14 protein-coding genes are annotated in these 13,026 nt (G+C 38.1%); 9 read left to right on the top strand and 5 right to left on the bottom strand.

Features of this window, described 5'->3' with window-relative positions; translation table 11 throughout:
* Positions 1-107 precede the first annotated feature (107 nt).
* Both C0430_RS09255 and C0430_RS09260 read right to left on the bottom strand, forming a co-directional pair.
* Positions 108-2,141, bottom strand: a complete 2,034-nt coding sequence (locus C0430_RS09255; RefSeq protein WP_290868612.1) for a M13 family metallopeptidase — start codon at positions 2,139-2,141, stop codon at positions 108-110.
* Between the two features lie 133 nt (positions 2,142-2,274).
* Entirely contained in the window at positions 2,275-3,885 is a 1,611-nt protein-coding gene (locus C0430_RS09260; protein ID WP_290868615.1) for a L,D-transpeptidase family protein, read from the bottom strand.
* A 184-nt stretch (positions 3,886-4,069) separates the two neighbouring features.
* Here C0430_RS09260 and C0430_RS09265 point away from each other — a divergent pair, with 184 nt between their 5' ends.
* The 9 genes from C0430_RS09265 (at position 4,070) to C0430_RS09305 (ending at position 10,385) form a co-directional block, all read left to right on the top strand.
* Positions 4,070-4,729 carry a hypothetical protein gene (locus tag C0430_RS09265; RefSeq protein ID WP_290868618.1) on the top strand — a complete coding sequence of 220 codons (660 nt, stop codon included), beginning with the start codon at positions 4,070-4,072 and terminating at the stop codon, positions 4,727-4,729.
* A gap of 42 nt (positions 4,730-4,771) precedes the next feature.
* Positions 4,772-6,064: a DNA cytosine methyltransferase gene (locus C0430_RS09270; RefSeq protein ID WP_290868621.1), complete on the top strand. Its 1,293-nt coding sequence runs from the start codon at positions 4,772-4,774 to the stop codon at positions 6,062-6,064.
* A 47-nt stretch (positions 6,065-6,111) separates the two neighbouring features.
* Positions 6,112-6,531 (top strand): very short patch repair endonuclease, encoded by a 420-nt coding sequence (locus tag C0430_RS09275; protein WP_290868624.1) that lies wholly within the window; start codon positions 6,112-6,114, stop codon positions 6,529-6,531.
* 116 nt (positions 6,532-6,647) lie between these two features.
* On the top strand, positions 6,648-7,325 hold the full coding sequence (trmB, locus tag C0430_RS09280; RefSeq protein ID WP_290868661.1) for a tRNA (guanosine(46)-N7)-methyltransferase TrmB: 678 nt from the start codon (positions 6,648-6,650) through the stop codon (positions 7,323-7,325).
* 53 nt (positions 7,326-7,378) lie between these two features.
* Positions 7,379-8,011, top strand: coding sequence for a LysE family transporter (locus C0430_RS09285; protein WP_290868627.1), 633 nt, complete (start codon positions 7,379-7,381; stop codon positions 8,009-8,011).
* A gap of 1 nt (position 8,012) precedes the next feature.
* A complete protein-coding gene (locus C0430_RS09290) occupies positions 8,013-8,345 on the top strand; it encodes an MGMT family protein (protein WP_290868630.1) in 333 nt (110 codons plus the stop codon).
* A 184-nt stretch (positions 8,346-8,529) separates the two neighbouring features.
* Positions 8,530-9,657: an Mrp/NBP35 family ATP-binding protein gene (locus C0430_RS09295; protein ID WP_290868639.1), complete on the top strand. Its 1,128-nt coding sequence runs from the start codon at positions 8,530-8,532 to the stop codon at positions 9,655-9,657.
* A gap of 36 nt (positions 9,658-9,693) precedes the next feature.
* On the top strand, positions 9,694-9,933 hold the full coding sequence (locus C0430_RS09300; protein ID WP_290868642.1) for a NifU family protein: 240 nt from the start codon (positions 9,694-9,696) through the stop codon (positions 9,931-9,933).
* 125 nt (positions 9,934-10,058) lie between these two features.
* Positions 10,059-10,385 (top strand): 2Fe-2S iron-sulfur cluster-binding protein, encoded by a 327-nt coding sequence (locus C0430_RS09305; RefSeq protein WP_290868645.1) that lies wholly within the window; start codon positions 10,059-10,061, stop codon positions 10,383-10,385.
* 49 nt (positions 10,386-10,434) lie between these two features.
* On the opposite strand, the gene C0430_RS09310 is transcribed toward C0430_RS09305, so the two are convergent.
* The 3 genes from C0430_RS09310 to rimM form a co-directional block, all read right to left on the bottom strand.
* Entirely contained in the window at positions 10,435-11,613 is a 1,179-nt protein-coding gene (locus tag C0430_RS09310; RefSeq protein WP_290868649.1) for an acyl-CoA dehydrogenase family protein, read from the bottom strand.
* A 162-nt stretch (positions 11,614-11,775) separates the two neighbouring features.
* Positions 11,776-12,438 (bottom strand): methyltransferase, encoded by a 663-nt coding sequence (locus C0430_RS09315; protein ID WP_290868652.1) that lies wholly within the window; start codon positions 12,436-12,438, stop codon positions 11,776-11,778.
* A gap of 136 nt (positions 12,439-12,574) precedes the next feature.
* A partial coding sequence (gene rimM, locus C0430_RS09320) for a ribosome maturation factor RimM (RefSeq protein ID WP_290868655.1) occupies positions 12,575-13,026 on the bottom strand: 452 nt, incomplete at its 5' end.

Consider the following 13,026-nt stretch of genomic DNA (forward strand, 5'->3'; position numbering starts at 1 on the left):
TATTCTAAATATTCTTAAAATCAAAAACCATAATTACTTTTTATAGTAATTATGGTTTTTTTTGTTTAGTCGTTTTAAAACTAAAAAATCAATTCATGCAAACTTGATTACCAGATTTTAACTCTTTTATCCGGAGCCAAGTATAAAGAATCAGTTGGTTTTACATTGAAAGCGGTGTAGAATTCAGGAATATTTCTCACTACACCATTAACCCTGAATTTTGAAGGAGAATGAGGATCACTTGCCACTTGGTTTCTCAATGCTTCTTCACGAGTTTTGTCTAACCATACTTGTCCCCAACCAATGAAAACACGTTGATCGCCAGTGAATCCGTCCAAAACAGGAGATTCTTTGCCATCAAGACTCATTTTGTATGCTTTTAATGCTATTGACAAACCTCCTAAATCACCAATGTTTTCTCCCAAAGTAAAAGCTCCGTTAACGTTGAGGTCAGGAAATACCTTGAACCCATCGTACTGTGCAACCAATGCTCCGGTTTTTTGTTTGAAGGATTCTAAATCTTTTGGCGTCCACCAGTTGCGCATGACACCGTCTCCATCAAAAGTGCTTCCTTGGTCATCAAAACCATGTCCAATTTCGTGTCCAATCACGGCACCAATTCCACCATAATTAACAGCATCTTCAACTGACATATCAAAAAATGGTGGTTGTAAAATAGCTGCTGGAAATACAATTTCATTAAGCGTTGGATTGTAATAAGCATTTACGGTTTGTGGCGTCATTCCCCACTCAGTTCGGTCAACAGGTTTTCCTAGTTTGTTGATTTGTCGGTTGTATTCAAAAGCAGTAGCTCTTTGCAAGTTGCCAAAAAGGTCTCCTTTTATGACTTTTAAAGCAGAATAATCTCTCCATCTGTCTGGATAGCCAATTTTTATAGTGAATTTAGATACTTTTTCTAGAGCCTGTTTTTTTGTTTCAGGACTCATCCAATCCAGTTTTTTGATACTTTCTTCATACGCTTTAAGAAGGTTTTTTACCAAGATTGTTACGTGTTCTTTCGCTTCAGGCGAAAAATGTTTTGCAACATATACTTTACCTACAATCTCGCCAAGGCTGTTGTTTACATTCTCGACGCCTCGTCTCCATAATGGTTTTTGTTTTTCTTTGCCAAAAAGAGTTTTTTCATAAAAATCAAAGTTTTGATTGTCCAAAGCGGTGTTTAGCGAACTGGCCGCTTCGTTAATTGCACTCCATTTTAGATAGGCTTTCCAAGTGTCCAATGGTGTTGTTTTAATAATGTCGTTGAGTGATTTGATGTAATCCACTTGTGTGACAATGATGTTTTTTTGGTTTGGAATTCCTGCATTTTTTAGCATCGAAGTCCAATCAAAATCTGGCATAAGTTGGTTCAAATCTTGTATCGCATACTTATTGTAAAGCTTTGCCATATCCCGAGTTTCCTCTTTTTTCATGTGTTTGGAAGCCAAAGTGGTTTCTAAAGCCATAATTTTTGGTGCAAGCGAAGCCCCGTTTTCGACACCGCCAAGTTGCAGCATTTTTTCAATATGAATTACATATTTTACACGTATTTCTTTTGATTTGGCATCTTCAAGAAAATAGTATTCTCTTTCAGGCAGACCAAGACCACTTTGCCAAGTATACAACATGTATTTCGTTGGGTCTTTGAAGTCTTCTGTAACTCCCACCGCAAAAGGAATGTTCCCGCCAGATTTATTGGCATAACCAAAATAATTGGCCAAATCTTTATAATTAGCGATAGCGTCTATTTTTTTGTATTCTGGAAGCAACGGCGAAATTCCTTTTTGATCTCTTGCCTTTACATTCATGAAAGCTTCGTAAAAATCGCCAATTTTTTGCTCGTTCGAACCCTCTTCAAAATCACCTTTGGAAGAATTCTCTATAATCGCTTTTACGTCCTCTTGCGCTTTGTCATTAATGATGTGGGCAACTCCATACGAGGCTTTGTCAGCTGGAATTTGATTTAATTTAACCCAAGTTCCGTTGACATAAGCGTCAAAATTATCTCCGGGTTTTACTAAAGTATCCATATTTTTTTGGATGACACCTGAAAGCAGTGTTTCGTTTTTATTGCAAGCCGAAAGCAATAGCAATGAGCCGACTAGCACAGGAATTTTAAATGAAAATGGTTTGATTATCATGGTTTTTGATTTTTTATAATATCAAAAGTAGGTAAAAAGATATGTTTTGTTACAAGGCATTAACAATTTTATTCCGAAAGTTCCGATACTCATAAGGAGTTTCCAATAAAATTTAGCGGGAAACAATAATATACTATTTGAAATCATCGGCAAACAGTAGTTCGGCCAATCGATGGTCTCTTTGATAAACGTCTCTATAAAAATTGACCATCCCGGAATCATCAACCCAAGCCGTGAAATAACCTATATAAACCGGTATTTTCTTTTTCAGGAAACAAGTAGTTTCCACGCCACCGTTTATGGCAGCATCTATTCGTTCAACAGGCCAATCGGGGTAATCTTTTAAAATCAATACGGCCAACTCTTTGGCTTTGTCCATATTGATGCAGCCGTGACTAAACATACGAACTTCGGCTTCAAACAATGATTTGACCGGCGTGTCATGCAAATAAATACTATTGGAATTCGGAAACATGAACTTTACCAGTCCCATCGAGTTTCTTGGCCCAGGTTTCTGTCTGACATTACCGTTATTCCATTCCATATTATGGGAAGCCAAATAATTTTTGTCGCGCTCCATTGCATCTTTTAATTCATTTTCGATAATACTCCTGGGAACATTCCAATATGGACTAAAAACGATATGGCTAATATTGCCGCTAAACACAACCGTTTCAGTCATAATTTTACCCACAAACACCCTCGATTCCAGTTCTTTTACTCCATTTCTTCGGTATATTAATTTAAAGGATGGAATATTTATCACGATAAATTCATCGGTTTTTGTCAACTCTGGATCAATCCAACGGCAGCGTTCCATATTCACCATAATGGTTTTGATGCGTTCTTCAACAGGCACATTCAGGTGCTCAATTTGTTCAGATGCGATGTGGTAATTTATTTTAAAGCCATTTCTTTTTTTATAATCCAAAACTGCGGCCATTAATTCCTCGTCGTACCAATTGCTCTTGGAATCTTGTTTTAAATCCCCCGTAATGGCGAGTCTTTTTCTAATTTGACCAATGACTTTTGAGCTATCATTTGGTTTGTAGTCCTTTATGAACGGATCCATTTTAATGGTATTCCAACCGCCATTTTGTTCTATTCGGCGGTATTTTTTCAATGCTTCACGCAGTTTGTAATATTGTCCCAAAAGCTGGTCTTCATTCCTGTTCAACAACTTGGAATCCACCAACAATGAATCCAATAAACCAACATAAGAGAGGTTTTTTCGAGGCAAAAACCAGCCTATTTCGGTCGTCTTTTCGTTGTCGATTCCTTTGTAAACTTTTTGAACATAATAAACATACATCGACGACAAAAATAGTTCAGTATCAATTTTGGATGGTTTATTCTTCGATTCTCCATCGAAAATCCTGTCGATTTCATCTTGGTAAGGCAAACTGGATCTCAATCCTTCTTCTTCAAGTCTATTTATCTTTGAATACAACAAATTGGCAAACTCGATCACCCCTTTTTTATCGTGCCAAATCCAAGTATAATTTCGTTTTTTGTACAAGGTGCTAACCTCGAATTGATAGGCTTTTAAATAAGGATATTTCTTGAAAAAATTAGACAAAACCGCTTTGTCGATAGGCAATATAATTTTGCCCACTATTGATTGGCGAGGTACTTGGGCAGAAAACCAGGCATTGTTGGCGCCGTTTTTTTTTATATTGCCATAAATGGTTGTGATGGCAAGAGTTGTCATTATAATTACAATGGCAAAAACAAGTTTTTTCATGACGTAATTATTTTCTACAAAGATAAAAAATATACAGATTATTCGTTAAAATTTGCCTGCAATAATGTTTTGGCCAAAAGGTTTTTTTGATTCCAATTTTTTCCAAATTTGGATTTTTTGTGCCAATAATGAAATCCAAGTCGAAAAAAATCAGTATTATTGAGGTGATTTATAGTGGTTTAACATGAAGTATCCCGAATACCTCCAACTTTCCTCCGATTTGCAGCAATTGCTGAAAACGATTCCGCTTCATTGGGGTGCGATTCAAAATGACGGAATGGATTGTAAAATCAAGATGTTTCAAATCCATTCCTTTGCCGACTTGGAAATCCAGATTCAAAATTTATCCGAGGAAGACAAGAATTATTTTCGAAGAAGATGGTTTCTCTGGAAATGTGCCCAATGCGACGAATATCTTTTTTGTGCCAACGAGAATGTTGCACCGAATCCAAATGCCAAAGACCAAGGTTACGACATCGAGTTCAACGGAAATCCAGCATTGCGATTTGATGTCAAGGGAACGGTGATTCCAAAGAAATTCCGGGATAATATCGATGCCGTAATCCAAGATCCGACCGAGATGGTTCGGTTTTTCTACGAAAAGCAAAGTTGTGGCGTTCGCGATCATGTTCAAAACCGATTGTTCATCGTGCATCATTCTTTTAGAAGTCCAGAGCGAGAAATGGTTTTGCGCTGTCATTGGGATTACAAGCAGCAATTGTACCAAGAATATGCTTCCAGAATTTCGCCAACATCGAATTTTATTCCTTATCAAAACGTTAAAGCCGATGTCGTGTTACTTTTCGAAAATTTGGACAAATCGATTTCCCATAAATTTTTTTAGCAGTTTGATTTTTGTAAATTGCGCACTTTAAACCGCAGCATTTTGGACAAAGAACCACAAAATAATTCCTTTTACGGCATCACCGAAATTTCCGAAAAACTCGGGGTTTCGCAAAAACTCGTTCGAAGACACATTGCGAGCGGCGCTTTGCAATCGACCAAAATAGGTGGAGTTTATAAAATTCCGATGCAATCATTGGAGGATTTTATCAATGACATCGAAATAAAAAACGAGGAATTATTGACTTCAGATTCCTTGGAAAAAAAGCCTAAAACCAATTCGAAATCAACCAACAATTACAAGAATAATTCCAAGGACGACGTGAATTGGGTGGATATTGTGGAAGATTGGAAGAATCCAAAAAAATCGAAACTCACTTTTGTGGACTTGTTTTCAGGAGCTGGCGGAATTACCAAAGGCTTTGAAATGGCAGGCTTGAACGGCGTTTGCGGACTCGATTGGTTCGAAGCGGCCGGAAAAACCTACCGACGAAATTTCAAGCATCCGTTCATCGAAGGCGATATCAAATCACCCGAAAAGAAAGCGGAATTTTATGCCACCGTACAAAAAGAACTCAAAGGAAGATCATTAAATATTGTGGCTGGCGGATTTCCTTGCCAAGGATTTTCCATGGCGGGCAACCGAATTGTTGACGACCCCAGAAATTCCCTTTACAAAGAATTGTTGGAAATCGTGACGACCCTGAATCCCGAATTTGTGGTTTGCGAAAATGTCGTTGGCATTCGCTCGATGCACAAAGGCAAAGTCGAGGAAATGATCATCAACGATTTCAAGGCTGCGGGTTACGAAATGAAAGTCACCGTTTTGCGAGCCGCCGATTATGGCGTTCCCCAAAAAAGAGACCGCGTTATTTTTGTGGGCAATCGCATCGACAAGACGAATTTTCACCCTAAACCTTTTTTGAAACCTGAAGAATACATTACTACGGGTCAAGCGATTGGCGACTTGATGGAAATGCGTGACAATCCCGAATTCAATCACGTGCAAACCAAGCACCGTCCCGATATGGCCGAAAGAATGCTGCAACTCGAAGAAGGCAAAAGTCTCTACAAAGGTTATTCTGATGCTTGGAAAAAATGCCCTTGGAACGAGGCTTCCTGTACCATCAAGGAAAATCATGGCGGCGTAAACGTGCATCCCAAATTGCCAAGAGTCCTGACGGCAAGGGAAATGGCAAGAATTCAATCCTTTCCGGATGATTTTATTTTTGAAGGACCCAAAAACAAACAATTGGTGCAATTGGGCAACGCCGTTCCTCCATTATTGTCGAAAGCCATTGGTCTGGCGATTCGAAAATCCTATGATTTGAAATAAAAACCGCTTAAAATCGCTAACTTTGAATTAGGTTTTAATCCATTTTTATGGACAATCTAACTTCCATCCAGCGTTCCAAAATTATGCGTTCCATTCGCAGCACCAATACCAAGGACGAAGTGCGTTTGGCCAAAGCCCTGTGGCATCTTGGCTATCGGTATCGAAAAAACAACCGAAAGGTTTTTGGCACGCCCGACCTAACCTTCAAAAAACTCAAAATTGCCATTTTTGTCGATAGCGAATTTTTCCACGGCAAAGACTGGGAAAACCAGAAAAACAGGTTCAAAACCAATCGTGAATTTTGGCACAAGAAAATTGAAAGAAATATGCAGCGCGATATTGAGGTCAACAATTATTTGATGGAAAATGGCTGGACAATCACTCGTTTTTGGAGCACGGAAATCAAAAATAATTTGGACGAATGCATTGCCAAAATTCAAGAAGAAATTGCTTTGAAAAAAGGTTGATAAAAAAAGAACTGTTCAAAAATAATCATCCAAAGGAACAAAACGTTAAAAAGAAATAGGTTTTGGATTTCGTCTTATTATATTTCCTTAATTTTGCCGAAATATTCAACAAAAGCGTGGGAAGTAAAAATAAGTTAAAAAGATTCAAGGAAAACGAAACATTCAACAATGTTTTTCAACCTTCAAGAGAAGAAGTAGTAGGTAATTTGTTTCCGCTCAAGGGCAAATGGAACGCCGATTTTTTCAAAAACGACAATCCAATAGTTATTGAATTGGGTTGTGGCAAAGGCGAATATTCCGTTGGTCTGGCCGAGAGATATCCCAATAAAAACTTTGTTGGAATCGACATCAAGGGAGCGCGTTTTTGGCGTGGTGCCAAGACTGCCGTGGAAGCCGGATTGCACAATGTGGCTTTCGTTCGTACACAAATTGAATTAATCAACCATGTTTTTGCCGAAAACGAAGTGGACGAAATTTGGATTACTTTTCCCGATCCGCAAATCAAGTACAAACGCACCAAGCACAGGATGACTAATTCTGATTTTCTGCAATTGTATAAAAAAATCCTCAAAAAAGACGGTGTTGTCAACCTGAAAACCGACAGCGAATTCATGCACGGTTACACGCTGGGATTGTTGCACGGCGAAGGACATAAGGTCTTGTATGCCAACCATAATGTTTACGTAAACGAGGGAAGTCCAGAGGAAGTGACTGCTTTCCAGACCTTTTACGAAAAACAATATTTGGAAATTAACAAAGCAATTACGTATATTCGATTTAAAATTAAGGAATAACTGCTTTTTTAATTGGTATAATTTGACCTTTTTTTAACGCTTATGCATCATAAATGAATTTTATAACGCCATTATTTTTCGGTTTTATTAGCGCTTTTGTAGGGATTATTCCTCCGGGATTGATTAATATGACTGCCGCCAAAGTAAATCATAAAGAAGGAAAACGAAATGCGTTATGGTTTGTTTTGGGAGCGATACTCATCATTTGTTTCCAAGTTTTTTTCGCAATTTTATTTGCAAAGATTATAAATAATCGTCCAGATTTAGTTGCTTTATTGCGTGAAATTGGGTTTGGCATATTTACAGCCTTGACCATTTATTTTTTATGGATAGCAAAAAAACCGAAAGGCAAATCAAAAAAGCTCAAAAACAAAAGTACAACCAAGAGGTTTTTTCTGGGAATGTTGCTTTCGGCACTCAATTTTTTTCCTATTCCTTATTATGTTTTTATCAGTATTTCATTGGCTTCATACAAGCTATTTTCGTTTGACACCACCTCCATTTTTATCTTTGTAAACGGCGTTGTAATTGGTTCATTTCTGGTCTTTTATTTTTATATTTCCTTCTTCAACAGAATTGAAAACAAGACAGATTATATAATGAAAAACATGAATACCATCATTGGCAGCATCACCGGATTGATTGCAATACTCACTTTGATCAACATCATAAACTATTATTGGTAACATGGCCGCGCCAAACGACAATTTTTTCGAAAGAGTTTATACTGTCGCGAGGCAAATTCCTTACGGAAAAGTCACTTCCTATGGCGCCATTGCAAAAGCATTGGGAACGGCTCGATCCGCTCGAATGGTAGGCTGGGCAATGAACGCTTGCCATAACATGGAAGATGTTCCTGCACATCGCGTCGTGAACCGAAAAGGATTGCTTACTGGAAAACACCATTTTGACGGCACTAATTTAATGCAACAATTACTGGAAAGCGAAGGAATCAAAGTCGTAAACAATCAAATTGTGGACTTTGACAAGGTTTATTGGGAGCCGGGAATAAGTGTTTAATTTTAAAAAAAGCATCCAAGAACTCCACTGAATTTGATAATTTTCACCTCAATAAATCATCCTCAAAAACTTTATAATAAGAACTTTTCATGGTATATTTGCATTCACGAATTTATAATAGAATCAGTTTAAATAAATATAATTTTTCGATTGTGAATCAACAATTGAAAATCACAAAAAACATATGAAATTAGATAAAAAAGAAATCCTTAAGGCACTGGAAACCATTACCGTTGCTGGCGAAGGAAAAAATATGGTAGAAAGCGGAGCAATTGCTAACGTGGTCACTTTTGGAGACGAAGTAGTGGTAGATTTAGTATTGCATGTTCCAGCGTTGCACATCAGGAAACGTGCCGAAGACGACATCAAAAAAACAATTCTCGAATTGGTTTCGCCAGAAGCTAAAATCAAGATCAATGTAAAAATTGAAGCTCCCGAGAAAAGCGAAGTTACAGAGAAAGCCATTCCCGGAATAAAAAATATTGTAGCCGTCGCTTCCGGAAAAGGAGGTGTTGGAAAATCTACCGTAACTGCTAACTTGGCGGTATCACTTGCTAAAATGGGATTCTCTGTAGGAATTCTTGATGCCGATGTCTACGGACCATCAATGCCAATCATGTTTGATGTGGAAAGTGCAAAACCTCTTTCTGTAACAATTGACGGCAAATCAAAAATGAAGCCTATCGAAAGTTATGATGTCAAAATACTTTCCATCGGATTTTTTACCTCTCCAAGTCAAGCGGTAATCTGGCGTGGACCAATGGCCGGAAAAGCTTTAAATCAAATGATTTTTGATGCCGAATGGGGAGAATTAGACTTTTTACTTGTTGATTTACCTCCAGGGACGGGAGACATTCACCTTTCGATCATGCAATCATTGCCCATCACTGGTGCTGTTGTCGTGAGTACGCCTCAAGCCGTTGCATTGTCCGATACCAGAAAAGGAGTTTCCATGTTCTTGTCTGAAGCCATCAATATTCCCGTTCTCGGAATTATTGAAAACATGGCTTATTTTACCCCGGAAGAATTGCCAAACAATAAATATTATATTTTTGGAAAAGAAGGCGCAAAAAACCTTGCCGAAGATTTACAAGTTCCATTTTTGGGAGAAGTTCCAATAGTGCAATCTATTCGTGAAGCCGGTGATTTTGGACGTCCAGCAGCAATGCAAACAGGAACGATAACTGAAACAGTTTTTGAAAACATTACCAGAAACGTAGTTCAAGAAGTAGTAAACAGAAACAAAAATTTGCCAGCTACCGAAGCTATTAAAATCACCACAATGGCAGGTTGTGGAACTGCAAAAAAATAATCCGGAAAATCGCTGGTAGTGGATAACATAAAACAAATGACAACAGAAGAATTAACAAATAATGTTTTAAAGGCACTTGAAGAAATCAGGCCTTTTTTAAATTCTGACGGCGGCGACATTAAACTCATCTCGATTGAAGATGGCAAACATGTAATCGTTCGTTTGGAAGGAGCGTGTATCAGCTGTAGCGTGAATCAAATGACACTAAAAGCTGGCGTGGAAACCACCATCAAAAAATACGCTCCACAAATCGAAACTGTTGTCAATATAGCATAATAATCATGTCAGGGCCATACTTTACCATAAAGCATGGTCCTGATTTTGTTGCAAATTAAATTCACTGCAACTCCTCATTAAACAATTATCACAAATATCAAATCTATAATTTCCAGTACTAACCGATGGATGTTACAATAAAAATTACGGATCGAAAAGGTCAAACTCACGAAGTAAAAGCACCTACAGATATGGGATTGAGCATGATGCAGGTTGTTCAGGCTTATGAACTGGAACCGATTGGAACCGTTGGAATGTGTGGAGGAAAGCTAATGTGTCCTACTTGTCAATGTTATGTTCAAAACGATGTTAACTTGCCAGAAAAAAAAGAAGAAGAAATAGGCACGCTTTCCAGATTAATGCATGTGAAATCCAATAGCCGTTTGAGTTGTCAAATTCCGGTTACAAAAGAGTTGGACGGACTAGAAATAGAAATGGCTCCATTGTTTTAAGTATTAATAAAAATAAAAAAGGCTTTTCATTCTGAAAAGCCTTTTCTTTTTATTTAAAAGCAGGAATTCCCGTAATGTCCATTCCGGTAATCAACAAATGGATGTCGTGTGTTCCTTCATAAGTAATTACTGATTCTAAATTCATCATGTGACGCATAATCGAATATTCGCCAGTGATTCCCATTCCGCCCAGCATTTGTCTGGCTTCACGGGCAATGTGAATTGCCATGTCCACATTATTTCTTTTGGCCATCGATATTTGTGCCGTAGTGGCTTTCCCTTCATTTCTCAAAACGCCCAATCTCCAAGTCAGCAATTGTGCTTTGGTAATTTCGGTAATCATTTCGGCCAATTTTTTTTGTTGCAATTGCGTTCCAGCAATGGGTTTCCCAAACTGGATTCTTTCCTTGGCATATCGCAAAGCGGTATCATAACAATCCATTGCAGCGCCAATTGCTCCCCAAGCAATACCAAAACGAGCTGAATCCAAGCATCCAAGTGGAGCACCAAGTCCAGATTTATTGGGCAATAAATTTTCTTTTGGCACTTTCACGTTGTCAAATATCAATTCCCCTGTTGCCGATGCACGAAGCGACCATTTATTGTGTGTTTCTGGCGTAGTAAATCCTTCCATTCCTCGTTCAACAATCAACCCATGAATTCTTCCTTCTTCATTTTTTGCCCAAACTATGGCAATATCAGCAAACGGTGCATTCGAAATCCACATTTTGGCACCATTCAATAAATAATGGTCGCCTTTATCTTTAAAATTGGTGATCATACTTCCCGGATCGGAACCATAATTAGGTTCGGTCAAGCCAAAGCAACCCATAAATTCTCCCGAAGCCAGTTTGGGCAAATATTTCATTCGTTGTTCCTCGTTGCCGTATTTCCAAATAGGATACATCACCAATGACGATTGAACCGAAGCCGTGGATCGAACGCCAGAATCGCCTCTTTCAATTTCTTGCATAATCAAACCATACGAAATATGATCTAAACCGGCACCTCCATATTCCTCGGGAATATATGGACCAAAAGCACCAATATCAGCCAAACCTTTGATAATTTGTTTGGGGAATTCAGCCTTTTGCGCAAAGTCTTCAATAATTGGTGAAACTTCACGTTTGACCCATTCACGAGCTGATTCACGCACAAGTTTATGTTCGTCTGTCAATAATTCGTCAAGGTTGTAATAATCTGGAGCTTGAAATAAGTCTGGTTTCATAGTTTTGTCATTGCGAGCGCAACGCAGAAAAGCGAAGCAATCTGTTGGTTATCTTTTACAAATCTACATAAAGAAATATAACAAAACAATGATGAAAAGTTATATTTATAAAACTACAAGAAACGGAATTTCTAAATTAGACTCCTTAACACCATTTTTGGGTTACATTTTCAAATAAAAATCCTGTGTTAAGGCGGTATATTCCAGAGTATAAATATGACGGGCAGTTTCGATAATTAATTCATCTACTGGAAAATTAGGTGTTTCATTTCGGCTAAAAGCCAAAAGACTACGTTTGATTTCGGTAGTTGGAGTTCCTTTTACTCGGGTAATTTTTAGTGGGAATAATTCGTGTGCTGTGGCTAAAACCAAGAAATTTTCTTCTTCCTTGAAAGGAATGATGACGGAGAAGATTCCGTTTTCGGAAAGCAATAAATCAGCAGCTTCAACTAAATCCTCGAAAGGCATGGCATCTTGAAAACGCGCCAAATCTCGCTGGTCGTTGCTGGATTTGTAATCTTCACTATAAAAAGGAGGATTTGAAACGATTAAATCGTACTCGTCTTCGGGTTCTTCGACAAATTCATCCAAACCGGCGTGAAAACAAAACAAGCGATCGTTCCAAGGGGAATTTTCAAAATTGTCCGTCGCTTGTTCGTAGGCTTCCTCGTCAATTTCCAAGGCATCAATTTGCTCTGCCCCACTTCTTTGAGCCAATATCAAAGCAATAATTCCGGTTCCGGTTCCAATGTCCAAAATACTGAAAGGATGATTTGTAACGGGAGTCCAAGCGCCAAGCAAAACACCGTCTGTGCCAACTTTCATCGCACAGCGATTTTGTTCAATAGAGAATTGTTTGAATTGGAATTTAGACATAGAAATTTCAGATTGAAGATTAACGAAAGCTGATTTCAGATTTTTGAGCAACTGAACACTAAATACTGAATACTGAACACTTTTATTAAAGATACATTTCAATCAAGCCTTCAGGCAAATCCATAATGATTTTTTTGTTTTCTCGATCTACTTTTACCAAGAAATGGTCAATCATTGGAATCAGGATTTCGGCTCCATCTTTTAGCACTTCAAAAAGCGGTTGTGCCGTGGTGTCGTTGATGGATTGAATGTCGCCAACATAGCCCAGGCGTTTGTCTTCCACTTCAAAACCGATTACTTCGTGAAAATAGAATTTGTTGCCAGTAAGTTTGGGCAACATTTTTAAAGGAAGGTATAGATCATTTCCGAGTAAAGCGTCGGCTTCCTCTTCGGTGTTGATGTCTTCGAAACGAATTCTGAGGAAATCGTTTTTGTGTAATGAGCTATTTTCAATAAAAAAAGGAACCAAGTGTTTGTCGCATTCAACAAACACTGATTCCAAGTTTTCGTATAACTCAGGCTCGTCCGTGTCTAAAT

The organism is Flavobacterium sp. (genome assembly GCF_013823965.1).
Classification (GTDB): domain Bacteria; phylum Bacteroidota; class Bacteroidia; order Flavobacteriales; family Flavobacteriaceae; genus Flavobacterium.

What these genes read in the sequence shown, in the direction of transcription:
- C0430_RS09315 (WP_290868652.1), bottom strand. Translation starts at nt 12,438, where the DNA reads ATGAAAGTTGGCACAGACGGTGTTTTGCTTGGCGCTTGGACTCCCGTT.
- C0430_RS09275 (WP_290868624.1), top strand. Translation starts at nt 6,112, where the DNA reads ATGGACAATCTAACTTCCATCCAGCGTTCCAAAATTATGCGTTCCATT.
- C0430_RS09260 (WP_290868615.1), bottom strand. Translation starts at nt 3,885, where the DNA reads ATGAAAAAACTTGTTTTTGCCATTGTAATTATAATGACAACTCTTGCC.
- C0430_RS09305 (WP_290868645.1), top strand. Translation starts at nt 10,059, where the DNA reads ATGGATGTTACAATAAAAATTACGGATCGAAAAGGTCAAACTCACGAA.
- C0430_RS09290 (WP_290868630.1), top strand. Translation starts at nt 8,013, where the DNA reads ATGGCCGCGCCAAACGACAATTTTTTCGAAAGAGTTTATACTGTCGCG.
- C0430_RS09255 (WP_290868612.1), bottom strand. Translation starts at nt 2,141, where the DNA reads ATGATAATCAAACCATTTTCATTTAAAATTCCTGTGCTAGTCGGCTCA.
- C0430_RS09295 (WP_290868639.1), top strand. Translation starts at nt 8,530, where the DNA reads ATGAAATTAGATAAAAAAGAAATCCTTAAGGCACTGGAAACCATTACC.
- C0430_RS09265 (WP_290868618.1), top strand. Translation starts at nt 4,070, where the DNA reads ATGAAGTATCCCGAATACCTCCAACTTTCCTCCGATTTGCAGCAATTG.
- C0430_RS09285 (WP_290868627.1), top strand. Translation starts at nt 7,379, where the DNA reads ATGAATTTTATAACGCCATTATTTTTCGGTTTTATTAGCGCTTTTGTA.
- C0430_RS09310 (WP_290868649.1), bottom strand. Translation starts at nt 11,613, where the DNA reads ATGAAACCAGACTTATTTCAAGCTCCAGATTATTACAACCTTGACGAA.
- C0430_RS09300 (WP_290868642.1), top strand. Translation starts at nt 9,694, where the DNA reads ATGACAACAGAAGAATTAACAAATAATGTTTTAAAGGCACTTGAAGAA.